Origin of the sequence: Nannocystis exedens (assembly GCF_002343915.1) — a bacterium.
GTDB lineage: Bacteria > Myxococcota_A > Polyangia > Nannocystales > Nannocystaceae > Nannocystis > Nannocystis exedens.
The window spans coordinates 4,861,930-4,885,291 of record NZ_NETK01000001.1; the positions used below are offsets into that span (position 1 = coordinate 4,861,930).

Annotated in this window: 20 protein-coding genes; 11 read left to right on the plus strand and 9 right to left on the minus strand. The window is 72.9% G+C overall.

The annotated features are described in order from the left end of the window. Nucleotides 1–275 precede the first annotated feature (275 nt). The 6 genes from NAEX_RS19145 to NAEX_RS19170 all read left to right on the plus strand — a co-directional run bounded on the left by NAEX_RS19145 (nucleotide 276) and on the right by NAEX_RS19170 (nucleotide 9,393). Nucleotides 276–1,439, plus strand: a complete 1,164-nt coding sequence (locus NAEX_RS19145) for a glycosyltransferase (RefSeq protein ID WP_170135831.1) — start codon at nucleotides 276–278, stop codon at nucleotides 1,437–1,439. 466 nt (nucleotides 1,440–1,905) lie between these two features. Continuing rightward, entirely contained in the window at nucleotides 1,906–2,658 is a 753-nt protein-coding gene (locus NAEX_RS19150; protein ID WP_170135832.1) for a DUF2334 domain-containing protein, read from the plus strand. A 3-nt stretch (nucleotides 2,659–2,661) separates the two neighbouring features. Next, on the plus strand, nucleotides 2,662–3,651 hold the full coding sequence (locus NAEX_RS19155) for a glycosyltransferase family protein (protein ID WP_096328931.1): 990 nt from the start codon (nucleotides 2,662–2,664) through the stop codon (nucleotides 3,649–3,651). 11 nt (nucleotides 3,652–3,662) lie between these two features. After that, complete coding sequence (locus tag NAEX_RS19160; protein ID WP_096328932.1) at nucleotides 3,663–6,335, plus strand: efflux RND transporter permease subunit; 2,673 nt, start codon at nucleotides 3,663–3,665, stop codon at nucleotides 6,333–6,335. A 176-nt stretch (nucleotides 6,336–6,511) separates the two neighbouring features. Continuing rightward, entirely contained in the window at nucleotides 6,512–7,675 is a 1,164-nt protein-coding gene (locus NAEX_RS19165) for a mannose-1-phosphate guanylyltransferase (RefSeq protein WP_096328933.1), read from the plus strand. Nucleotides 7,676–7,986: 311 nt separating this feature from the next. Beyond that, nucleotides 7,987–9,393, plus strand: a complete 1,407-nt coding sequence (locus NAEX_RS19170) for a glycosyltransferase (protein WP_096328934.1) — start codon at nucleotides 7,987–7,989, stop codon at nucleotides 9,391–9,393. Nucleotides 9,394–9,541: 148 nt separating this feature from the next. Here the strand turns inward: NAEX_RS19170 and NAEX_RS19175 are convergent, their stop codons facing one another. Continuing rightward, the gene (locus NAEX_RS19175) at nucleotides 9,542–10,888 is read right to left on the minus strand and encodes an ABC1 kinase family protein (protein WP_096328935.1); all 1,347 of its coding nucleotides are present in this window, start codon (nucleotides 10,886–10,888) and stop codon (nucleotides 9,542–9,544) included. Nucleotides 10,889–11,336: 448 nt separating this feature from the next. Here NAEX_RS19175 and NAEX_RS19180 point away from each other — a divergent pair, with 448 nt between their 5' ends. The 3 genes from NAEX_RS19180 (at nucleotide 11,337) to NAEX_RS19190 (ending at nucleotide 14,198) form a co-directional block, all read left to right on the plus strand. Further along, complete coding sequence (locus NAEX_RS19180; RefSeq protein WP_096328936.1) at nucleotides 11,337–12,353, plus strand: helix-turn-helix transcriptional regulator; 1,017 nt, start codon at nucleotides 11,337–11,339, stop codon at nucleotides 12,351–12,353. 209 nt (nucleotides 12,354–12,562) lie between these two features. Next, nucleotides 12,563–13,621 (plus strand): asparaginase, encoded by a 1,059-nt coding sequence (ansA, locus tag NAEX_RS19185; protein WP_211302433.1) that lies wholly within the window; start codon nucleotides 12,563–12,565, stop codon nucleotides 13,619–13,621. Between the two features lie 10 nt (nucleotides 13,622–13,631). Continuing rightward, nucleotides 13,632–14,198: a TlpA family protein disulfide reductase gene (locus tag NAEX_RS19190; protein WP_143140470.1), complete on the plus strand. Its 567-nt coding sequence runs from the start codon at nucleotides 13,632–13,634 to the stop codon at nucleotides 14,196–14,198. A 55-nt stretch (nucleotides 14,199–14,253) separates the two neighbouring features. Here the strand turns inward: NAEX_RS19190 and NAEX_RS19195 are convergent, their stop codons facing one another. Further along, on the minus strand, nucleotides 14,254–14,637 hold the full coding sequence (locus NAEX_RS19195; RefSeq protein ID WP_096328938.1) for a nuclear transport factor 2 family protein: 384 nt from the start codon (nucleotides 14,635–14,637) through the stop codon (nucleotides 14,254–14,256). 110 nt (nucleotides 14,638–14,747) lie between these two features. On the opposite strand from NAEX_RS19195, the gene NAEX_RS19200 reads away from it, so the two are divergent. Continuing rightward, entirely contained in the window at nucleotides 14,748–15,698 is a 951-nt protein-coding gene (locus NAEX_RS19200) for an AraC family transcriptional regulator (protein WP_096328939.1), read from the plus strand. 337 nt (nucleotides 15,699–16,035) lie between these two features. On the opposite strand, the gene NAEX_RS19205 is transcribed toward NAEX_RS19200, so the two are convergent. From NAEX_RS19205 to NAEX_RS19215, 3 genes are all read right to left on the minus strand, one after another. Further along, nucleotides 16,036–16,779: an MYXO-CTERM sorting domain-containing protein gene (locus tag NAEX_RS19205; protein WP_143140469.1), complete on the minus strand. Its 744-nt coding sequence runs from the start codon at nucleotides 16,777–16,779 to the stop codon at nucleotides 16,036–16,038. Between the two features lie 107 nt (nucleotides 16,780–16,886). Further along, on the minus strand, nucleotides 16,887–17,189 hold the full coding sequence (locus NAEX_RS19210; protein WP_096328941.1) for a glutaredoxin domain-containing protein: 303 nt from the start codon (nucleotides 17,187–17,189) through the stop codon (nucleotides 16,887–16,889). Between the two features lie 30 nt (nucleotides 17,190–17,219). Next, on the minus strand, nucleotides 17,220–17,924 hold the full coding sequence (locus tag NAEX_RS19215; protein ID WP_096328942.1) for a hypothetical protein: 705 nt from the start codon (nucleotides 17,922–17,924) through the stop codon (nucleotides 17,220–17,222). A 165-nt stretch (nucleotides 17,925–18,089) separates the two neighbouring features. On the opposite strand from NAEX_RS19215, the gene NAEX_RS19220 reads away from it, so the two are divergent. Then, nucleotides 18,090–19,037 (plus strand): HDIG domain-containing metalloprotein, encoded by a 948-nt coding sequence (locus NAEX_RS19220; protein WP_170135833.1) that lies wholly within the window; start codon nucleotides 18,090–18,092, stop codon nucleotides 19,035–19,037. 228 nt (nucleotides 19,038–19,265) lie between these two features. Here the strand turns inward: NAEX_RS19220 and NAEX_RS19225 are convergent, their stop codons facing one another. The 4 genes from NAEX_RS19225 to NAEX_RS19240 form a co-directional block, all read right to left on the minus strand. Continuing rightward, complete coding sequence (locus tag NAEX_RS19225) at nucleotides 19,266–19,631, minus strand: hypothetical protein (protein WP_096328944.1); 366 nt, start codon at nucleotides 19,629–19,631, stop codon at nucleotides 19,266–19,268. 410 nt (nucleotides 19,632–20,041) lie between these two features. Next, nucleotides 20,042–20,950, minus strand: a complete 909-nt coding sequence (locus NAEX_RS19230) for a pseudouridine synthase (protein ID WP_100792914.1) — start codon at nucleotides 20,948–20,950, stop codon at nucleotides 20,042–20,044. A 119-nt stretch (nucleotides 20,951–21,069) separates the two neighbouring features. Next, on the minus strand, nucleotides 21,070–22,038 hold the full coding sequence (locus NAEX_RS19235) for an Hsp33 family molecular chaperone HslO (protein WP_096328946.1): 969 nt from the start codon (nucleotides 22,036–22,038) through the stop codon (nucleotides 21,070–21,072). Nucleotides 22,039–22,059: 21 nt separating this feature from the next. Continuing rightward, the gene (locus tag NAEX_RS19240) at nucleotides 22,060–23,295 is read right to left on the minus strand and encodes a S1C family serine protease (RefSeq protein WP_245913757.1); all 1,236 of its coding nucleotides are present in this window, start codon (nucleotides 23,293–23,295) and stop codon (nucleotides 22,060–22,062) included. Nucleotides 23,296–23,362: the final 67 nt, after the last annotated feature.

Sequence of the window (23,362 nt, forward strand, 5' to 3'; positions counted from 1 at the left end):
GGGGATCACAGCGCCGCTGCGAACCCCCCTGCGCACGCGCGCACGCGGCCGCGCTCCGCCCGACGCCCGCGGTCGCGGGTGTGATCTGTCCCAAAGAACAGATTGCGCCCGCGGCCCGGCAGCGTCGGCGACCGGCGCGCGGCCGCCGCCTTGGCCGCGGGGGTCGCGCTGGGGGCCGGGGGTGACAGCGCGGGGGCAGCATGGCCCTTCGGACATGTCCCCGGGGACTGCTTGACGCCCTCGTCGCCGCCCGCGTAAAATGCCGGCCCCGCGCCATGAAGCTCGTCGACGTGACCGAGTTCTACTCCCAGCGCGGCGGCGGGGTGCGCACGCACCTGACGGAGAAGGCCGCCGCGGCGGCGCGTCGGGGGCACGAGCACCTGGTCTTCGCGCCGGGTCCGCGGCACGCCACCGACCCGGGCGTGCGCTACATCCCCGGGCCCTCGCTGCCCTACGACCCGACCTACCACCTGTTGTGGCGGGTCGGCGCGGCGCGGCGGCTGCTGCGGGCCGAGCGGCCCGACGTGCTCGAGATCCACTCGCCCTACGTCGCCGCGATCGCGGCCCTCGGCCTGCAGCCAAGCGAGTTCGGCGTGCGCACCTTCGTCTGGCACTCCGACTTCATCGACACCTACCTGCGCGGCGGCCTCGAGCGACGCCTCACGGTCGTGTTCCGCGGCCGGGCCCCGCGGGCCGCCGATCGCCTGGTCGAGCCGCTGTGGGCCCACGTGCGCCGGATCGCCGCCGCCTGCGCCATGACCGTGGTCGGCTCGCGCTGGCAGAAGTACAAGCTCGAGCAGCACGGCGTCGCCCGCGTCGAGCACATCCCGTTCGGCATCGAGCCCGGCCGCTTCGCCCCCGAGCGGCGCAGCGAGGCCCGCCGCCAGGAGCTGCTGGCCGGGCGCACCGGGCCGCTCGTGCTCGCCATCGGCCGCTTCGCCGTCGAGAAGCGCTGGGACGTGGTCGTCGACGCCTACGCCCGCCTCGCCGAGCGCCGGCCCGGGGCGGTGCTGGCGGTGTTCGGTGACGGTCCCGAGAGACATGTCTTTCAAGACAGACTCGGAGCGCGCGACGACGTCCGCGTCCTCGGCTTCGAGCGCGACCGCGACCTCCTGGCGGTGACGCTCGCCAGCGGCGACCTGCTGCTGCACGGCTGTCCGTACGAGACCTTCGGCCTCGGGGTCGCCGAGGCGATCGCCAGCGGCCTGCCGGTGGTGGTGCCGGACGCCGGCGGCGCGGCCGAGCAGGCGCCGCCCGAGAGCGCGGTGCAGTACCCGGCGGGCGACGTCGCCGCCTGCGTGGCCGCCGCGGAGGCGCTGCTCGCCGTCCATCCGGCCGAGCTGCGGGCCCGCGCCGCGGTCGCGGCCCGCCGCGTGCCCAGCGTGGTCGACCACTTCGACGCCCTGTTCGGCCGCTACCGCGAGCTGCTCGCGCGTTGAATCGCCGCGACGCGAGCAGTCGGCCCCTCACCCTGAACCGCTGCATCGGGCGAGGCGTCGCGGTACGAGCCGTCGGTCCATGCGCGGCCGCTACCGCGAGTGGCTCGCCCTGAGCCGCTGCGCCGGGGCGTACTCCGCGACCCGAGCAGCCGCGCCGCCCTCGGCCGCGCGCGCGAGACGTTCGCGGACACGCTGCTGCGCCGAGTGAGGATCCGCGACCCGAGGGGCCCTTCCGCCACCTCGCGCCGACGCGTGGGCCGGGATGAAACCGTGCGCGTCGCGCCGTGCTCGACCGCCCGCGGGAGCTGCTCGCGCCGGCACGCGGGTTCAGGCGGGCCGCTGTGCGACACGAGGAGTCCGCCCTCGCTGTTCCCGCTGCGATCTCCGTCACCGCGCCAGGGCCTGCCAAACCTGGGTGTACCGCGGCGAGATTGCGAGCGCACCGCCGGCGTGCCAGCATCCGCGCGTGCCGGTCCACGTATCGATCCACGACGTCACCCCCGCCTGGGCCGCGGAGGTCGACGCCGCCTTGCAGGCGTGCGCCGAGGTCGGCATCAAACCTGGCCTTCTGGTCATCCCCAACTACCACGGCGCCTGGCCGCTCGACGAGCACCCCGACTACGCGCGGCGGCTGCGACAGTGGCAGGTCGCGGGTCACGAGATCTTCCTGCACGGCTACTACCACCTCGCAGGCGCGGACCGGCGCGCGGCCGGCCCGGCCGGTCAGGCGGCGCCGCGCGGCCTGCGGAAGTTGTGGGCGCAGAAGGTCGTGTCGGGCGGCGAGGCCGAGTTCAGCGACGTCGACGAGGCCGAGGCTCGCCGCCGCCTCGACGACGGCGAGGCCGTGCTGCGCCGCGCCGGCCTCGAGCAGCTCGACGGCTTCATCGCCCCCGCGTGGTCGATGCCCCCGTGGATGCACGCCGTCCTGCGCGAACGCGGCTACCGCTACACCGAGGACCACCTGCACGTGTACGACCCGGCCGCCGGCGCGAAGCGAGCCAGCGTCGTCCTCAACTACGCCAGCCGCACCCCGGCGCGGCTGTGGTCGAGCCTCGTCTACTGCCGGCTCGCGCGCCCGGCCCGGCGCCTCCTGCCCGCGCGCGTGGCGATCCATCCTGCCGACATGCGCCACGCGATCCTGCGCAAGGAGATCCACGGCCTGCTCCGCTGGGCCGTCGGCGACGCCGTCGTGCCGGCGCGCACCCTCGTCGAGGCCTGAGCGATGGCCCGCGTCAGCCTCGTCGTCCACGGCCGCGGTCGCGGCCACGCCAGCCGGGCCGTCGCCTGCGCCCGCGCCCTGCGCGACGCCGGCCACGCGCTGCACGTGTTCGCCGGCGGGGATGCGGAACAAGTTTTAAGGGACATGTCCGAAGTGACAGCCATCCCGATCGTCCGGCCGGGCCTCGGCGCCGTCGGCGGGTGGTTGCGACGGCTGTCGAGCGACGTCGACCGGTTCGCCGCCGCCGGGCCCGAGTGCGTCGTCAGCGACGGCGACCAGCCGAGCCTCGTGCTCGCGCGCCGGCGCAAGGTCGGCAGCGTCGCCGTCGACCACGGCCTCGCGCTCACCCACAGCCGCCTGCCGATCCGCCCGCCCGCGGCGACGCGGCTGTACGAGCGGCTCAACAACGCCCCGCTGGCGCTGGCCGACCGCCTGGTCGCCGTCCACTTCTTGCCGTTCGAAGCCACCGACGCGCGCGTCGCCGTCGCCCGCCCCGACCTGCGCGACGACCTGCGCGGCCCCGTCACCCGCGAGGGCTTTCTGCTGGCCTACTTCCGCGACGACAACGGCCGCGACGCCCTCGCCCTCGCCCTCGCCGCCGGGGCCGAGGTCGTCTGCTTCGGCGAGCGCGACCCGCAGCTGCCCGGCCTCGTGTTTCACCGCTCCGACCGCGCCGGCTTCGCCGACCACCTGCGCCGGTGCGACGGCGTCATCACCTCGGCCGGCAGCAACGTGCTGGCCGAGTGCGTCATGCTGCGCAAGCCCGCGCTGGCGCTGCACCGGCGCGGCGACGCCGAGCAGGCCCTGAACGCCGAGCTCGCCGAGCTCGCCGGCGTCGCGCTCGCGCGCAGCTTCGAGGCGCTGCGTCCCCGGGACGTCGCCGACTTCCTGGCCCGGGTGCGCGGCGGTGAGTTCGCCGCGCCCGACCTCGTCGCCGCCATGCCGCCGGTGTCCGAGGTGGTCGTCAGCGCCGTCGCGGCGCTCCTGGTATAAGGCCCACGCGCATGTCCGAGTCGTCGTCCCGCGCCACCGGCCTCGCCGCGCTCGTCGTGCGCCGCCCGCTGGCGATCGTCGTCGTCGCGCTGGTGCTCGGCGTGCTCGGTTACTTCGGCACGCGCCGGCTCGGCATCGACCAGGAGCTGCGCGCGCTGCTCCCGGACGACGCCCCCAGCGTCACCCGCCTCGACGCCGTCACCGAGCGGCTCGGCAATCAATCCGACCTCTACGTCACGATCCGCGGCCCCTCGCGCGAGGCCAACCTCGCCCTCGGCGCGGCGATCGCCGACGACCTCGAGCAGCGCGACGACATCCGCTACGTCCTGTTCCGCCGCGACCCCGCGTTCTTCCGCGACAACCTCCTGCTCTACGCCGAGCTGCAGGACCTGCTCGACCTGCGCCAGCGGGTCATCGACGCCATCCAGGCCCGCGTCCGCCGCGAGCTCAGCATGTTCCCCGAGGACCGGGCCGAGGGCGGCGGCGACGACGACCTCGGCCTCGACGAGAAGGCTCTGCGCGAGCGCTACGGCCTCGATCGCGAGCCGTCGGAGTACTTCGAGCGGGACGAGGGCCGGCTGGTGGTCGTGCGCGCGCGGCCGACCCGGCCCAACACCGACATCTCGTTCGCGCGCGGGCTGTCGCGCAACCTCAAGGCGGCGATCGACGGCCTCGAGCCCAGGCGCTTCCACCCCGAGATCGAGGTCACGATCGACGGCAGCTACGCCGAGCACACCGCCCAGGCCAGCAGCCTCGAGCGCGACATCATCTCCGGCACCGCGTTCGCGTTCGGCGTGCTCCTGCTGGTGGTGGCGATCTACTTCCGCGGCCTGCGGGCGGTCCCGCTGGTGCTGGTGCCGCTGCTGGTCGCCGTCGTCACCACCCTGGCGCTCGGCTGGCTGTTCTACCGCGAGCTCAACCTCGTCAGCGCCTTCATCTTCGCCGTCACGCTCGGCCTCGGCATCGACTTCGGCACCCACATCCTCTCGCGCTACCGCGACGAGCGGCGCCGCGGCCTCGGCCAGCTCGAGGCGATCCGCACCACCATCGCCACCACCGGCGTGTCGACGGCCGGCGGCGCGCTGAGCACCGCGTTCGCGTTCCTGTTCCTGGTCCTGGCCGAGTTCCGCGGCTTCTCGCAGTTCGGGGTGATCGGCAGCCTCGGCATCATGATCGCCTTCGTCGCCGCGCTGGTGGTTCTGCCGGCGCTGGTGCTGGTGCTCGACCGCATCGTCCCCTGGCGCGTGCCGCCGCCGCGGGCGCGCGAGGCCCCCGGCGCGCGGATCGTCCCGCGCAGGTTCCCGTGGCTGGCCTTCGGGACAGCTGCGATCTGCCTCGTCGGCGGGCTCCTCGGCGCCGCCCAGCTCCCGCGGATCGGCTTCGAGTACAACCTCAGCAAGCTGGGCCCGCCCGACCGCACCAGCCCCGAGGAGCAGCAGCGGGCCAACGAGTACCGCGACGCCGTCGGCCGCACCCAGTCGACCGACCCGACGATCGTGCTGACCGAGAGCCTGCCCCAGACCGAGGCCGTGAACCGCCAGCTGCAGGCGATCCTCGACCTCGAGCCGGAGCAGATCGCCGAGCTCACCGGCCTTGCGCCTTACCCGGACACCCCGCGCAAGCCGAAGCCCGAGCCGAAGCCAGCGCCCGCGCCGAAGCCCGCCGAGGACGAGGAAGAGGACGAGGAGGACGTCGAGCCCGACGACCCGAAGTTCGTCCGCCTCGCCGAGCTCGCGCGCACCCGCGGGCCGGTCGACCCCGCGGTGCTCGAGCAGCTGAAGGAGTACCCGCCCGAGCGCCTGCGCGAGATGGACGACCTGCTCAGCAGCGTGCTGTCGATCTACAGCTTCGTGCCCGAGCTGCAGGCCGAGAAGCTCGAGGTCATCCGCGACATCCGCAAGCGCATCGACAACAAGCGTGGCTCCTTCAGCGAGGCCGACCTCGAGAAGTTGAAGTCGTGGGAGCGCTACCTGCAGGTCGACCGCCCGGTCGGGCCCGACGACCTGCCGCCGTGGGTCAAGGTCCAGTTCACCGACATGCACGGCGAGCTCGGGCGCTTCGTCGCCTGCTGGCAGCGCGGGCCCAAGTCCGAGTACGCCCACGCCAAGCGGATCCACGACGCCTTCGACACCATCGACACGCCGATGGGCCCGGCGCCGGCGGTCGGCTCGCACTTCGTCGTGCCCGAGGTCGTCGACGCGATCCGCGGCGACGGCCCGCTGGTGATGTGCGCCGTGTTCGGCGTGCTGATCGTCACCGCCCTGGTGATGTTCCGCAGCGTCGCGCACGCGGCGATCGTGCTGGCGACCGTGGGCGCGGCGCTCGGCTGGCTGACCGCCGTGTTCGTGTGGATGGGCTGGACGCTCAACCTGTTCAACCTGGTCGCCCTGCCGCTGCTCGTCGGCATGGGCCAGGACGACGCGCTCCACATCATCCACCGCTACCGTGAGGAGGGCTCCGGCCGGCTGGCGCACACCATGCGCGAGACCGGCGGCGCCGTCGTCCTCACCACCGTCACCACCGTCATCGGATTCTCGAGCATGCTGTTCGTCGACCACGTCGGCCTGCGCTCGCTCGGCTGGACCGCGGTCGTGGGCATGACCTTCTGCCTGGTCGCCTCGCTCACGCTCGTGCCCGCTTGTCTGCGCCTCGGCGAGTGGCTGCGGGTCCGGCGCGGCGAGTGAGAGGTCCTTTACGACATGTTCCGAACGCCAGATGACAGCTTGGCGCCGCTCGCCGCCGTCCCGCCGGTCGGCGCCGGGCCGGCCGCGCTCCTGCGCTCGCCCCTGCACGGTTTTGCCGGGCGCGCAAGCGCGCATACTGGCCCGCCGTGGGGCAAAGCCGCTAAAGTGAGGGGAGCATGCGGATCGCCCTCGTGATGGCCGGCGGCGGCGGCTCCCGGCTCTGGCCCGCCTCGACCCCGGAGCGGCCCAAGCAATTCATGGCGCTGCGCGACGACCGGAGGCAGAGCCTCCTCGCCGCCGCGGTCGATCGCGCCGCCGCGGTCGCCGGCGCCGACTCCACCTTCCTCGTCACCACCGCCGGCCTGGCCGCCGCCGTCCGCGCGGCGACGCCGCAGCTCGCCGCCGAGCAGGTGATCGAGGAGCCGTGCCCCCGCAGCACCGCGCCGTGCGTCGCCCTGTCGCTGGTCCACATCGTCGAGCGCCTGCGCGCGCGCGGCTGGTCCGAGAGACAGATCGACGAGACCGCGCTGATGGTGCTGCCGTCCGACCACCACATCGGCGACGAGGGCCGCTTCGCCGACCTGCTCGCGCGCGCCTGCGACTGCGCGGCCGAGACCCGCGACGTCGTGGTCCTCGGCGTCACGCCGACGCGGCCCGAGACCGGCTACGGCTACATCGAGCGCGACGGCCTCCCGCGCGCGTCGCCGTGCGACACCGCCTGCGCCTCGCTGAACCTCTACTCGGCGGTGCGCTTCGTCGAGAAGCCGAACCTCGCCCGTGCGCGCGAGTTCTTGGCGAGCGGCCGCTTCCTGTGGAACGCCGGCGTGTGCATCACGACGATCGGCCGCCTGCTCGCCGAGTACCAGCGCCACGCGCCCGCGCTGTGGCAGGCGTTCGCGCCGGTGGTCGCGGCCCTGCGCGAGGGCGAGGTCGAGCTGGCCCGCACGCGCACCGCCGCCGCCTACGCGGCGATCCAGCCGGCCTCGATCGACGTGGCGATCCTCGAGCAGCTCGCCGACCTCCGCGTCGCCGCCAGCGACGTCGCCTGGACCGACCTCGGCTCGTGGGCGGCCATCCGCGAGGCCCTGCCGCGCGACAGCGACGGCTTCGCCGTCCACGCCGAGAACGGCGCGGCCGTCCACGTGGTCGACGGCCGCGACGGCCTGGTCTGGACCGACGGCGCCGACGTCGCGATCGTCGGCCTCGACGGCGTCGCCGTGATCTCCGCGGGCGGCCGGATCCTCGTGTGCCCGCTCGAGCGAGCCCAGGAGGTCCGCGCCGCCGCCGAGGCCTCGGCCCGCCACGCCGCCCGCCCGCGCGACAAGCCCGACGACGCTTGAGGACAGGCTGTCCCGAAGGACATCCGGCACCGCTATCTCGCGGCCGAAGCCCTGCCTGACCCCGAGCGGGATCCGAAGCGATCCCCTGTTTCAAAGAACATCTCGGGGCTCCGGCAGGCCGCGCCGAAGCCTCGCCCGTGAGGCGACCCATCGTCAGGCCACGAAAGCCGACCACCGAGCGATGACCTGCCCCCACGGACATCTCGGGACGCAGGAGCTCGCGGCCGTGAGGCGTCCCTGTCGCGCCCGCGCGAGGCCCCGCACACCGGCGCGCCTGGGCCGGCCGCGCCGCTTCGTTATACTCGCCGCCCGTGACGAGCACCGAGGCAAGCACTCGCGCCACGCCGCCGCCGTGGCTGCGGCGCATCGCCATTCTCAACGACTACGCGCGCGTCCCCTACGCCAACGGCTCCTCGTTCGCCTCGCAGATGCTGCGGCGGGAGTTCGCCGCGCGCGGGCAAGAGGTCACCGTCATCGGCCCCAACGACCCGCACGCGCGCCCCGAGCAGCTGCCGCCGCGGCGGATCTTGCTGCCCTCGCTGCCGCTGCGCAATCACCCCGGGGTGTACATGCCGTTCCCCTCGGCGCGCAGCTTTCGCGCGGCCGCGGCGCAGCAGTTCGACTTCGTGCTCAGCCAGAGCAACCACGACTTGTGCGACCTCGGCGTGTGGCTGCGCTTCAAGCACGACGTGCCGCTGCTGTGCGTCAACACGCTGCACCTGCCGAGCGTCTACGGCGTGGTCCTGTCCGAGCGCATGCGGCAGAACCGGACCATCAACGGCCTGTTCCAGGACCGCCTGATGCCCTGGCTCGAGCGCCACAGCGCCGAGGTCTACAACCTCGGCGACGGCCTCATCGTCCTCGCCGAGGGCCTCGTCGACTACTGGCGCGAGCGCGGCGTGACCGTGCCGATCCACGTCATCCCGCGCGCCGTCGCCCCGCACATCTTCGACGCGCCGGCCGGCGCCGACCCGTTCCCCGCGGCGGCCGCCGCCGGCCAGCGCCTCCTCGTCGTCTGCCGCCACTCGCGCGAGAAGGGCATCGAGCGGCTGCTGCGGCTGTTCGCCCGCCACGTCGCGCCCGCGTGCCCGCAGGCGTCGCTCACCCTCGTCGGCGACGGCCCCGACCACGACGACTTCCGCGCGCTCGCCGAGCGCCTGGGCCTCGGGGGCCGCGCGCACTTCATCGGCGAGGTGCCCGTCACCGAGGTCCCGAACTACTACCGGCACGCCGACCTGTTCGTCTACACCTCGCTGTCCGAGACCTACGGGCAGGTCGTCAGCGAGGCGATGTGGTGCGGCCTCGCGGCCGTGGCCTTCGCCGACGGGATGGGCGTGTCGCAGCAGATCCGCGACGGCCGCGACGGCTTCCTCGTCGAACCCGGGCCCGACACCGACGCGGCCGACGCCGAATTCGGCGCCCGCGTGGTCTCGCTGCTGCGCGACGAGGCTGCTCTTAAAAACATGTCTGAAGAGGCAGCTCGTTACGCCCGCGACCGCGCCGACCCCGAACGCAGCATCGCCCGCTACTACGCCGCCTTCGAGGCCGCCCGCGAGCACTGCCGCAGCACCGCCGCCGAGCGCCGCACCCGCGGCCTGAACACGCCCCGGCTGATCTCCCGCTGGCTCGCCGTCCACGGTGCCGTGGTCGGCCTCAGCGCCCTGCGCCCGCCCGCCCTGCTCAACCGCAACGGCGGCGAGCAGCCGACGTGGAGCTAGGAGCGCGCGGGCCCTCGACGCCTCGTCGAGGCGGGCGAGCGGGCGCGTGAGCTCCCGGTCGTCGTGCGAGTCCGCCGGCGCGGGGCTGCGGGCCCGACGGAGCTGAACTTCAAAGCATGCTCTTCGGAACATGCCCTGAAGCGCAGGCTCAAGCCGGCGCGCCGGCCAGCGCGATGTCGAGGTACGGCTGGACCATGTCGAGCACGCGGCTGCGGGCGCGGACGCGGCGGAGGTTGCCGTAGTGCCCGGCGATCGCGCGGTCGATGAAGATGATCTCGCGCGGCGGCTGGAACGAGGCCATGCGCTTGAGGGCCGCGGGGATCATGCGGATCATGTCGTCGTGCAGGGTGGCGCGGGCGTAGTCGAACGGCTCGCCGGTGAGGAACGGCAGCGCCAGCACGTCGCGCCATTGCTTGTAAAAGGCCGGCTCGACCGGCGGCCCGTCGGGGTTGCGCACGCCGAGCCCGCGCAGGGCCTCGTCGACCCCGTCCCAGTCCTCGGCGAGCCCGCAGCGGATCGTCTTCGCGTACGCCGCGGCGATCGCGGGCGGCACCTGCTTCACGCAGCCGAAGTCGTACAGCACGATGTCGCCGTTCGGCCGGAACGCCAGGTTGCCCGGGTTCGGGTCGGCGTGCAGGAGCCGGTGCTCGAACAGCTCGGCCGCCAGCGCGCGGAACAGGTTGTCGCCGATCCGGTCGCGGACCTCCTGCGAGTAGCCGCGGGCGTCGAGCTCGTCGATGCGGTCACCTGGCTCGAAGGTCAGGGTGAGCACGCGCTGCGACGAGCGCTCGCCGACCACCTCGGGGATGATGATGTGGTCGTCGCCGCGGTGGATCTCGCCGAAGCGGCGGACGTTGTCGGCCTCGTTGCAGTAGTCGAGCTCTTCGACCAGGCGGGCGCGAATCTCCGCGAACACCTCGTCGAGGCTCTGCTGCTTGACGTCGACCAGCCCGGTGGCGCGCTTGACGAAGCCGCCGGCCTTGAGGGCGAATTTGAGCTGCGCCAGGTCGGAGTCGACGGCGCCGTCGACGCCCGGATACTGCACCTTGACCACGACCTCGCGGCCGTCGTCGGTGGTCGCGCGGTGGACCTGGCCGATCGAGGCCGCCGCGAACGGCTCGACCTCGAAGCGTTTAAATAAAACCTCGGGCGCCGCGCCCAGCTCGGCCTCGATCTGGCGGGCGATCACCGCGAAGTCGACCGGCGGCGCCTGCCGCTGCAGCGAGCGCAGCGCCTCGGCCAGTTCCTTCGGCAAGAGGTCGCTGGCGATCGACGCCATCTGCCCGACCTTCATCACCGCGCCCTTGAGCTCGCCGAGCGTCCTGGCGATGCGCCCGCCGTTGAGCTCGTGGGCCGCGTTGCGCTCGCGCTCGGCGTCCTCCTCCGACTGGAACAGGCCCTTGATCCGCGTCTTCGCGTAGCTGCCCGCGACCTGCGCGGTCATGCCGGCGAGCTTGAAGAAGCGCCTCCCCCTGGTGACCGGGCCCTCGTTCATCGCCGCTCGCTCCCTCCTACTCTGCCCGCCCGCTCGGGCCCGCGCAAGCCCACGCGCCCGCGCGTCGCAAGCCCGCGCCAGCGGGCCCGGCCGCCACCGAGCCGTGACCTGCCCACGCCGGCGGATTCGCCGCAGATGTCCTTCGGGACATGTCCTCTCTCAAAGAAGAAATGTCCTCCGGGACATGTTCCTACGAGCAAGTGCTGCCGCCCCGCCGGCCGCCGGCGAGGGAGTGATTACCCGCGCCCCCGTGTGCGCTGGCTCGCGGCCGCGGCCCCGCCCCGGCGCCCGGAACGCGGTAGCTCGGCCGTCCGCGCCGGGATCGGGCGGAACCCCCGCCGAGGCCGGGGTTCGGGCGCTCGCGGGGGCTCCGGCCCGCCCGGTCGGCCCTGCGAGGGGCCCGCGCCGCCGGGCCCGCGAGCTTGTAGGATGAGCCAGGGAGCAGACCGTGACCCGCGAAGCGAAGCCAGACTCGTCGAGGACCGTCCAGGAGACCGCGCGCTTCATCCTCCGCTACTTGCGAGAGAACGCCGACGGCGCGACCAAGGAGACGCTGTCCACCAAGGCCGGCGTCGCCGGCGTGACGGTGCAGCGGGCGCTCAAGTACATGCGCGAGGAGTGGGACGCGCCGCTCGAGTTCGTGCACGCGAGCAAGGTGTGGAAGCTGCTCGACGACAAGTTCACGCTGCCGCTGACCGACCCCGACCCGGAGGACCTCGCGGCGGTCGTGTTCGCCTCGGCGCTGCTGCAGCCGGTCGCCGACGCCGAGCTCAACGCCCGCGTCAAGCGGCTGGTCGAGCAGATGGACGCCGCCGTCGAGGAGACGCAGAAGAACGCGGCCAAGGTGCGGCCGAAGAGCGTGACCGCGACGATGACCACCGGCACGCGGGTCGACTCGCGGCTGGTGTCGAAGCTGTTGCAGGCCGTCGGCTCGGGCGTGGTGCGCATCGAGTACGACAGCCCGTGGTCGGGCACGCGCAAGACGCACGACATCGAGCCGTGGCAATTGCGGCTGCACGACGGCGTGATGTACATGCGCGCGTTCTCGCGGACGACCGGCGACGCGCGCAGCTTCCGGGTCGCGCAGATCGTCCACGCGCGCGTGCTGCCGGGCCAGACCCCGCGCGAGCCCGTGCCGACCAAGAACAACCTGTGGGGCGGCTCGGAGCCCGGCTTCGGGATCGACAGCGACCGCCCGGGCGTCGCCACCTTGCGCGTGCGCGGCGGCGTGGCCCGGTGGATCGCCAACCTCGTGTGGGACCCCGGCCAGGAGGACAAGTGGATCGAGCCTGGCGAGCTGCTCGAGCGCAAGGTGCCGTATCACTCGTGTCGCGAGTTCGCGCGGCGGCTGTTCACGATCGTCGACGGCCTCGAGTCGATCGAGCCGGCCGAGCTGCGCGAGGAGGTCGTCAGCGACGCGCGCGCCTTCCTCGACCGCCTCGATCGCCACACCGCGCAGGCGTGAGCGCCGCGTTGTCTGCCGCGGATCAAGCGCCCGTGGCAAGCTCCTCCGCGAGGTCGAGGGGAGATTGACTCTGGGAGGGTGACTCCATCGCCCCGGGGCCGACGCTGGCCTTTCGAGCGTGGAGTCGTGGTGACCTCAGGCCCCGGCGGGGGACCCATGCGACGCAGGTCGTCGCGTGGGCCCCCGCCTCCTTTTGCTATCATCCGCGCGTGAGCACGCGCCCGCGAGTCTGCGTCCTGCACGTCGGCGGCACGATCGGCATGGTCCGCACCGAGACCGGCTACGCGCCGCAGCCGGGCTTCCTCGCCGAGTACATGGCCGCGATGCCCGAGCTGCGCCGCCCCGAGCTGCCGGCCTTCGACGTCGTCTCGCTCGAGCCGCTGCTCGACTCGGCCGACATGGCGCCCGAGGACTGGGTCCGGATCGCCGAGGCCATCGCCGCCCGCTACGACGACTACACCGGCTTCGTCGTCGTCCACGGCACCGACACGATGGCCTACACCGCCTCGGCGCTGAGCTTCCTGCTGCCCGGCCTGGCCAAGCCGGTCATCCTCACCGGCTCGCAGCTCAGCCTCACCCACGTCCGCAGCGACGGCCGCGAGCACATCATCACCTCCTTGCTGCTCGCCGGGACCTGCGAGATCCCCGAGGTCTGCATCTACTTCGCCTCCCGCCTCCTGCGCGGCAACCGGGCCCAGAAGGTCCACAACCTCGACTTCGTCGCCTTCGACAGCGGCAACCTCCCCCCGCTCGCCCACGTCGGGGTCGGCATCGAGGTCGCGCGTCACCTGGTCCGAAAGCCAGGTTCTACCGGCCCGACCGGCCTCACGATGATCCCGCTGGTGCGCCGGCCCGAGGTCGCCGCCGTCCGCCTGTTCCCCGGCATCGGCGCGGCGATGATGTCGAAGCTGCTCGAGCCCCCGCTCGAGGCGCTGGTGCTCGAGACCTACGGCGTCGGCAACGCGCCCAGCCGCGACCAGGCGCTGCTGTCGGCGATCGCCCGCAGCGCCGCGCCGCCGCGCGAGGTCGTGATCGTCAACTGCTCGCAGTGCCACGGCGGCTCGGTCCGCCAGACGACCTACAGCACCGGCGCGGCGCTCGCCCGCGCCGGCGTGCTGTCCGGCTTCGACATGACCCCCGAGGCCGCCCTCACCAAGCTCTACTGCCTGCTCGCCTCCGGCCTGCCGCCGGCCGCCGTCCGCGCGCGCATGCAGCAGGACCTCGCCGGCGAGCTGACGCCGGACCCCGCGAGCGCGGCCGTCTCGTGAAGGTGCGACGATGCGTGTTCCTCTCGTAAGCCTGTCCGTTTGCGCATGTCTTTTCGTACATGTTCCGGGGTGCAGTTCACCCCCGCCGGCGCCCGCCGCCCCGGTTAAGCCCGCCGCCGAACAAGAACCCGCCGGTGAGGCGCTGGTCGGCTACGACCTGCGGCGCCTGCGGCCGCGCGACGAGGAGACGCTGGCCGCGATGTTCGACCGCCTGCGCGCCCAGGCGCTGGCCGAGGGCAAGCGCGTGGCCGTGCTGTTCAGCGCCGACTGGTGCGAGCCCTGCCGCGAGCTCGAGCAAGAGCTCGGCAACCGCCACCCGGCCGCGCAGATCGGCGACGTCCGGTTCCTCGAGCTCAAGGAGGAGGACTGGAGCGCGGCCGCCCGCATGGACGAGTTCAATGAACTGCGCCGCCGCTGGGTCGGCCAGACCGGCTCGTATCCGCTGCTGATGCTGCTCGACGCCGACGGCAAGCCCCAGGAGGAGATGAAGCAGGCGATCGAGCGCCTCGAGGCTGCGAAGATCGAGCCGACCCTGGCGCACTGGCTGGCCGACACGCGGCCGAAGCGCGCGACCTAGCGATCCCGGTCGCTTCGCCGCGGCTAAGCCAGGACGTCGCGTCGGCGCGCCGGCCTCACGAGCGAGCCGGAGCGGCGGACACGAAGGGCCGGCCGTCGAACACGACCCGGGCCATGCGGATCTTGCCGGCCTCGACGGTATACCAGCGGGCGACGAAGGAGGTGGGGAGCGGCGCCTTCATCACCAGGTCGCAGAAGACGGCGACGTCGCCCCCGTCGGCGAAGATCTTCCGCACCTCGATCCGCTCGAGCCGCTCTCCGGCCCGCGCGAGCGACGCGACGTACGCGTCGGCGCTCTTGCAGGTCTCGAACGGACCGATGAAGGTCACGTCGTCGGCCAGCAGTCGCCGCACCGCGGCGTAGTCGCCGCGCTGCCACGCGGCCTCGAATTCGATCACGGTCTCCCTCGCGTTCGTCGTCGCGTCCAGGTCGCTGTTCATGCCGCAAAACGTGGCGCAAGGGCCCGGCCGACGCCATGTTCGAACGTCCGCCTTCTCTGTCCGTTCGTCGCCTCGCGGACCCGACTCGGGCAAGATGACGCCCACCCGGCATGACGAGCGACCCGCTCAGCGACGTCCTCAAGACCGTGCGCCTGCGCAGCCGCGTCTTCTGTCAGTCGACGATGCGCGCGCCGTGGGGCTTCCGCGTCGAGGGCCGCAGCCCGGCGAGCTTTAACCTGGTCGTCGACGGCAGCCTGCTGCTCGAGGTGAAGGGCATCCCGGCGCCGCTGAGCCTGGGCCCCGGCGACCTGGCGATCGTGCCCGGCGGCAACGCCTACGCGGTGCGCGACAGCCCGGACTCGCCGACCCCGACGCTCGAGGAGCTGCTCGCGGTGTCGCCGGTCGACGCCGAGGGCAGGCTGTCGCACGGCGGCGACGGCCCCGTCACGACGCTGCTGTGCGGCGCGTTCTTCCTCGACGACGAGAGCGCGCGCAGCCTCCTCGACGCGCTGCCGCCGGTGCTGCTGGTGCGGGCGCGCGACGCCGACCTCGCCGACCCCCACGCGGCGTGGCTCCGCTCGACGCTGGCGCTGCTCGACCACGAGGTCCACACCACCAGCCCCGGCCGCCGGCTGCTGCTCGATCGCCTGCTCGACATCCTGTTCGTGCAGGCCGTGCGCGCCCACTTCCAGGTGCCGACGAACGCCCCGCCCGGCTGGCTCGACGCGCTCCGTGAGCCGCAGATCGGCGCCGCCGTGGCGCTGCTCCACCGCGAGTTCGCCCGACCGTGGACCGTGGCGAGCGTCGCCGCCCGCGTCGGCCTGTCGCGCACCGTGTTCACCGAGCGCTTCGGCGTCCTGGTCGGCGAGTCGCCCGCGCGCTACCTGACGCGCTGCCGCGTCGCCCGGGCGATGACCCTGCTCCGCAGCGCCGAGCTGTCGCTGGCGCAGATCGCCGAGCAGGTCGGCTACACGTCGGAGGCCGCCTTCAGCAAAGTTTTTAAAAGGTATGTCGGCGTCGGCCCGGGCGCCTTCCGCCGCGCGGGCGAGTCGAGCCGGTGAGCGCCGGACGTCGCCAAGCCGGCATGTGCTTCGGGACATGGCGTCCCGCACATGTCCTGAAGCGCATGCGACGTCGGGGCCCGCCATGCCCGACGGCCGGCGGAGCCGGCATGATGTGCTTCGAGACATGGCGCAACGTACATGTCCCGAAAGACCTGTAACTCGCCGCCGAACGAACGGGGTCCCGAGACTCGCCCGAGGGCGAGGCGCGAGCGCGCCGGGACCTGGCCCGAGGGCCGGTTTCGCGTCGTTCGGCGGGGGCCGAACCGCCGAGGTCGAGCGCGCGGCGAACCTGCTTCGAAGGCCAGGTGCCCTCGGAGCTCGCCGGCGTTGCGGCCTAGCGGCGGCGGCGGAGGATGAAGCCGGCGCCGAGGGCCAGGAGGACCATCGCGCCGTTCCAGGCGTTGCCGTCGGCGTCGACGGAGCAGCCCTTCTTCTTCTCGACCGGGGGCGGGCCTTCGCTGGCGGAGTCGGGGCTCGGGGTGCTGCTGCCGTCGCCCTCGTTGCCGTCACCGCCGCCGAGGGAGTCGTGCGCGTCCTGCTCGGCCGCGGTCTTGTCCTCGGCCTCCGACTCGTCCTCCTTCGGCGTCTCGGGCTTCTTGCCGCTCTTGATCAGCTTGATCTTGCCGGTGGCGAGGGTGAGCTCCTTGCCCTTGGCGTTGACCTGCGTGACCTTGATGTCGTAGGTGCGGTTCTTGTTGAAGCCCTTGCGGCCGTCGAGCTCGATCTCGCCGTAGAAGTACTTGTCGCCGGCGAAGTCGTTCTCGTCGTGGCGCCAGACCGAGGACTTGTTGCCGTCGAGGTCCTGGAAGAACTCGATGTAGAGCGGGCCGGGCGCCGGGTTGTCGAGCTTCGCGTGGATGTAGGCGATCCAGCGGTCCTCGCCGGGCACCTCGTCGAGCGTGTCGACGACGGCCGACTTGCCCTTGGCGGTGATCTTGCCGGCGTCGTCGATCTCGATCGGCGTGGCGCCGACCTTCACCTCGCCCGCGTAAGCCGCGGCGCTGCTGAGCGCGGCCAGCGCGAACGCCGAGGAGAGCGTCAAGCGTCGAAGGAGGTTGTTGCGCGATGTGGTCGTCATGGCGGTCGGGACGGAGGGTAGCACAGCCCGCGTCGGGGACTGTGAACCCCAAAATACGTCCCGCTGCCGCGCGCAGCGGAGCGAAAGCACGTGCAAACCGCGCGGGCTCAGCGGCCCAGGGCCGTCGCCAGCGCGCCGCTGCGGTCCATCGCCGCCAGCTCCGTGAAGCCGCCGATGCTCTGATTCTTGATGAAGATCTGCGGCACCGTGCGCCGGCCGGTGCTCTCGATCAGCCAGCTCCGCGCCTCGGGCAGGTCGGTCACGTCGACGGCGACGAACGCGATATCGCGCCGTCGCAGCAGCGACTCGGCCATGCGGCAGTACCCGCACGTGTCGGTCACGTACAAGACGACGTCGGCGCCGAGCTGCTCCGGCGTCTTGAATTCGGTGATGGCCCCGGCGACACCCATGGCTGTTCTCGCCGAGGGTGTAGCAGAGAATCAGTCCTCGGCGAGCAGGGCGAGGATCTCGTCGTCGAGCTTGTGCTGGTGCTCGCTGGCAAACTTGCCGACGATGACGTCGCGCCGCTGGGCGATGGGGGTGCCGGCGGTGACGCCCTGTCCGCCGATGCCCCCGATCGGGCGCCGTCCGACGCGGCTCGGCCCGCGGCTCGGACGCGGCGGACCCTGACCCGCGGCTGAGGCGGCCACCTGGGCCTGCGCCTCGGGGGCGGTGAACACGACGTGACCGAGCGTGGGATCGAGGGTCGGACCGGGCTCACCCGCGGCGAGCGGCGGACCCTGCGGCACGACCTCGCGCGGCTCGGGCGGCGGCCGGCGATCGGGCCGCTTCGCCGGCGCCTTCTCCTGCACCACCGGCGCGGCGACCTCGGGCTTGTTCGAGGCCTCGGGGTGCGCGCCGATGTACTTGACGATGCGCTCGTCGAACGACCCGCTGCGCAGCTGGCGGATCATCGACTTGTGCGAGTCCTGCATCGCCGCGACGATCACGGCGTCGAGGTTCTCGCTCTCCAACTTGTCGCGATAGTCGACCTTGTTGGTGGCGATGATCGTGCCGTCGTAAAACACGTGCGTGAAGATGTGGGCCTTCTGGATGCCCGAATCCTCGGTTTGCACGTGATAGAGCCGCCCCCGATGCGGGATGTTGTGGTTGTAGCCGAGCTGGGGGGACTGGTTGGCCGCCATGATGCTGCTCGCAGGAGCGTGCCCGTCTAGGTTGCCGGCGATTTATGCGCACCGCAAGCCCAACTGTACTTCGCAGGCGGTCTGTTCGCATCAATGTCCCGCAACTACGGGGGCGAGGGCTCCTGCTATGCTGCGGCACCCGACATCGTCGGGCCGCGAAGTCCCGTGTCCGCAGCCGTCGTCCCGCACCTCCCCTCCCCCGGCGAACTGCTCGCGCCGGCCGTCCAGGCCGGCAGAACAGGGGAGATCCCCGAAATCGCGCTCACCGCGCAGATCGCCGCGTGCGCCGAACGGGTGGCGGCCATCGACCCGCGGGAGGCCTTCGAGCGGCTCAGCGAGGCGTTCTGCGGCCGCTACCCCGAGGTGGCGATGCAGTGGCTCCGCGACGCCGGCCTTTTGGTCCACCTGCTGCCCGAGCTCGACGCGACGGTCGCGTTCTCACAGGAGGGCGGGCGGCGGCACAAGGACGTCTGGGAGCACACGAAGGCGGTGGTGCGCCAGTCGGTGCCGCGCCCGGCCGTCCGCTGGGCGGCGGTGCTGCACGACATCGGCAAGGTCACGACCCGTCGCTTCGTCGGCCCGGGCAAGGTCACGTTCCACGGCCACGCGGAGGAGGGCGTTCGCATGTACCGGCGCGGCCCGGCCCGCCGGATCGGCTTCCCCCCCGAGCTGCGCGAGCAGGTCGAGCTGCTCATCCTCCATCACCTGCGGCCCGGGCAGTACGACGGCAGCTGGACCGACGCCGCCGTGCGGCGCTTCGCCCACGAGATGGGCCCGCTGCTCACCGATCTGCTCGACCTGTCGCGCGCCGACGTCACCAGCAAGCGGCCGGGCAAGCGCCAGCGCTGCCTGTTCCTGATCAGCGAGCTGAGTCGCCGGATCCGCGAGATCGCGGCGCTCGACGCTCGCGTGCCGCCGCTGCCCTCGGGCGTCGGCGACGTGCTGATCCGCGAGCTCGGCCTGGCCCCCGGCAAGATCATCGGCCTGCTGCGCAACCGTCTGACCGCGATGTGCGAGGCCGGCGAGATCGAGGCCGGGCAGGCCGCCGAGTACTACGTGCAGGTCGTGCGCGAGCGCGGGCTGCTGGCCGAGCTCGCCGGGCCGGCGGCGTGAGCTGTCCCTCGGGACAGCCCTGCATCAGGCTGTCCTTGGGACAGCCTCGGCACCCTGGGAGCGACCACAGGACCCGGCGGCTCGACAGGCCTCGCCCTCGATCCGCACGCCGCGGCACCCGGCCAGGCCGGTCCTCCTCGCGCACGCGGTCCGTCGCGTGCCCGAGCTCGAGGGGGTGCCCGGCGAACGAAGTGATCTGTCCTGAAAAACAGTTCACTCCGCGACCCGTCAGGTCTTCTTGCCGTCGGCGGTCTTCGCGTCGGCCGGGGCCGCGGCACCGCCGGCGGGCGCGCTGTCGACGGGCACCGCCTTGCCGTCGGCGGCCTTGCCTTCGCCGTGCTTGGCGCCGCCGCAGCTGCCCTCGCCGCACTTGCCCTCACCGCACTTCATCTCGCCGGACTTGGCGTCCGCGGGCTTGGCGTCGACCGGCTTGGCGTCGGCCGGCTTCACGTCGGCCGGCTTCACGTCGGCCGGCTTGGCGTCGGCGGCCTTGGCGGGGGCGGCTTCCTTGGCGTCCTTCTTGGCCTCGCCGCCGCACGCGCCCGCGCCGAGTCCGAGGAGAGCGAGGGTGGCGGTGATCGTCTTGAGATCCATCAGCTTTTGCGTCCTTGCGGCGAGGATAACAGCCGGCGCCGACGATGACGACCGGCCAGGACCGGGCTCATCCCGTGCGCTCGAACATGCTGACCGGGGACGAGCGGCCGCGAGGCGCCGAGGACATTGCCGGTCGAACCAGAGCGCCAGCAGTGATTCGCGCCCCGCGGGGCCCAGGGCGGCGACTCGGGGCACGTCGACGGCGACGCCGGTCAACGGGTGCGTGAAGGCGAGACGCACGCAGGCCAGCGCCAGCAGCGACCCGACCCCGCACGACCTCGATTTGCGCCCCGATCGGCCCAGAGCGGCAATTCCCGCGCACATCGACGGCGACGCAGGTCATCGGGTGCGTGCATGCGAGAAGCCCGCAGGCCGGCGCCAGCAGCGACCCGGCCCCGACCACCGCCGGCTCAATTCGCGCCCGGATCGGCCCAGGGCGGCAGCTCGGCGCGCACGTCGACGGCGACGCCGGTCATCGGGTGCGTGAATGCGAGGCGCACGCAGGCCAGCTCGAGCACCTCGCCGGCGCCCGCGCGACCGACGACGGGCCGCTCCAGCGCCTGCGCGTGCAGCGAGATCTGCTCGGTCGGCCCGCGGCGCAGCTCGACCTCGACCAGCGTCGCGCCGTCGCTCGCGGCGAGCGGCCGGAATTCCGTGCGCGCCGCCACCGCCTCGCGCTCGTCGGGGCGCGCCAGCCGGAAGCCCGCGCTCGTCTTGACCAGCGGTGTCTCGCAGGACATGCCCTCCGGGACATGTCCCGAAAGCCGGGCGCGGTACACGCGGAGCATATCGAGCTCGCTGAACTTGGCGAGGAAGCTCGAGCGGTCCTGGCCGCGGGCGGTGAACAGCGCCAGGCCGGCGGCGCCGGGGTCGAGCGCGTGCACGAGGCCGACGTAGGGCCGCAGCACGCCCTCGCGCGCGAGCAGCTGGACCAGCGCGTGGCTGACCGCCCCGCGGCTGCCCTCGCGGGTGGCCGCGGCCGGGACCCCGTGGGGCTTGTCGACGATGACGCAGTGGGCGTCGCGGTGGACGACGACCAGGCTGTCGGGGTCGAGCGGCTCGACGCTGGCGGCGTTGCAGAAGATGGTGACCCGCTCGCCCTCGCGCACGCGCAGGGTCGGGATGCAGGTGCGGACGTTGCCGATGTAGACGCCGCCCGCGCGGATCAGGTCGGACGCCGGCGCGACCGCCAGCCCGAGGCGCCGGCCGAGCAGCTGGCGCAGGGTCATGCCGTCCTCCATCGAGATCACCCGCACTCGCACCCGCCCCGCCGCGTGCAAGGCCGGCCCCGGCTGCGTCGGCTCGTCGGACCTGTTCATGCGCACATGCCCTCCGCGACATGCCCCTTCGAGCATGGACGAAGGGACAGCGAGCTCCATGTCTCGTGTGACATGCTCGAAAAAACCTGGCGAAAAGGACATGTTCTCATGGACATGCCCTACGATCGCCGGAGGCGCAGCTCGGCGGCCAGCTCGCGCAGATCGGCCGAGGTGAGGAGGTAGCGCTCGCCGCAGTAGGAGCAGCGGATCTCGGTGACCTCGCGCTCGCCGGCGAGGGCGTCGACGTCGTCGGCGCCGAGCAGGGCGACGATGTCACGGGCCATGGAGGGGCCGCAGTTGCAGCGGAACGCCAGCGGCGTCTCGCCGACGACCTCGAACGGGGCGTCGCCGAGGGCGAAGCGCAAGAGGTCGCCGGGCTCGCGCGGCAGCAGCAGCAGCGACGCGAGCGCCTCGCCGGCCAGCCGCTCGCGCAGCGGCGCCAGCGCCTCGCCGGTGCCGCCGGGCAGCGTCTGGCACAAGAGGCCGCCCGCGCGCAGCACCCCGCCGCCGGCGTCGAGCAGCACCTCGCAGCGCAGCAGCGACGGCACCTGCTCGCTGGTGTTGAGGTAGTGCTCGAGGTCGAGGTCGACCTCGCCGGCGACGAGCTCGACCGTGCCCTGGTAGCGCGAGTCTGTCCCTGCGGACAGGTCGAAGTCGCGGGTGACGGTGAGCGAGCCGCGCCGGCCGAGGAACGGCGACAGCGGCAGACGGCCCGACGCCCGCTCGAGCGTGGCCCGCAGCGGCGAGTCGCCGAGGCCGCGGCGGAGGCAGCCGCGCACCGTGCCGTCGCCGTGGGCGTCGAGGAAGAAGCCGCCGGGCTCGCCGTCGCCGCCGCCCGCCCCGCGCAGGTCGGAGAAGCAGCGCGCGTCGACCCGCAGCCGCTCGGCCGACGACTTCGTCAGCGTCGTCAGCAGGCAGCCGGCCGTCAGCGCCCGGCCGAGCGCGATGGCTTCGAGCCCGCGCAGGCCGTGGCGGCGGCACGACTCCTGGACCAGGTCGGTGGTGACGGCCGCCAGCGCGCGCATCGCCGGCGCTTCGGGCGAGGCGGAGTCAGGCGCAGCGGCGATCGCGCGGAGAAGCACGTCCACGGCGAGAGGGTAGCGCGCCGCTCAGGGCAGGTCGATCAGGTTGAGGCGCACGCTGGTGGGCACGCCGTCGCGGACCAGCTTGACCTCGACCTCGTCGCCGACCTTGTAGCGGTCGAGGGCGTTGTACAGGTCGTCGTAGTTGCGGACCTTGTGCTCGTTGATGCCGACGATGATGTCGCCGAGCAAGATCTCGCCGGTGCGGTCCTGCGACAGGCCGCGGATGCCCGCCTTGGCGGCGGGGCCGCCGGCGACCGTGCGGGTGATGACGACGCCTTTGACGCCGACGCGCGCGGCGTAGGCGTCGGGCAGCGGCTCGATGCCGAGGCCGGGGTGCTCGACGCGGCCCTTGTCGATGATCTGCGGGACCACGCGGCGCACCGTGGCGACCGGCACCGCGAAGCCGATGCCGGCGCTGCTGCCGGTCTTGCTGAAGATCATCGTGTTCATGCCGATGAGGTGGGCGCCGCTGTCGAGCAGCGGGCCGCCGGAGTTGCCGGGGTTGATCGAGGCGTCGGTCTGGATCATGTCGCGGATCGTGACCCCGCCGTAGCCCTGGACCTCGCGGCCGATCGCCGAGACCACGCCGGTGGTCAGCGTGTGGTCGAGGCCGAACGGGTTGCCGATGGCGATCGCGGTCTGACCGACCTCGAGCGGGCCGCCCTGCGGGAGCACGCGGATCGGCGTCAGCGGCTCGTCGCAGTTGATGAGCTTGAGCACGGCGATGTCCTTGTTGGGGTCGCCGCCGAGGAGCTGCGCGTCGTAGGTCTTCTGGCTGTAGAGCGTCACGCTGTAGGTGCCGCGCGCGCGGCCGGCGTCGACCACGTGGTAGTTGGTGACGACGTGGCCCTGCGTGTCCCAGACGAAGCCGGTGCCCGAGCCGGCGGGGACCTCGAGCGCGCGCATCGAGTAGTCGCGGACCAGCCGCTTCTGCGTCACGAACACGGTGGCGGGCGCGGCGGCGCGGAACACGTCGATGACGTTCTGCTCGGCCTCGAGGCGCGCGGCCGGCGACGGGGCCTTGACCTCGGGCGTCGCGTGCGGCTGCGACGGTGCCGGTGCGGCCGCGAGCCCCGTCAGCGTGCCGTGCGCGCCCACGTCCGGGGCGATCTCTCGCGGCGCGGGGGCGGACACGGCGACCGTCTCGGCCTGAGGCGACGGCGGCGCTGCGGTCTGGCACTCGGTCATGCCCGGCAACACCGTGAGGCAGCCGAGGAGGACCAGGGACGAAGACAGCAAAGTACGGCGTGAGGCGGCCATGGATGGGCTCTGTTTTAGGCGCCCGCCCGGCGTCCGCAAGGGCCTGCTGCACCCGCCGACGCCGGCG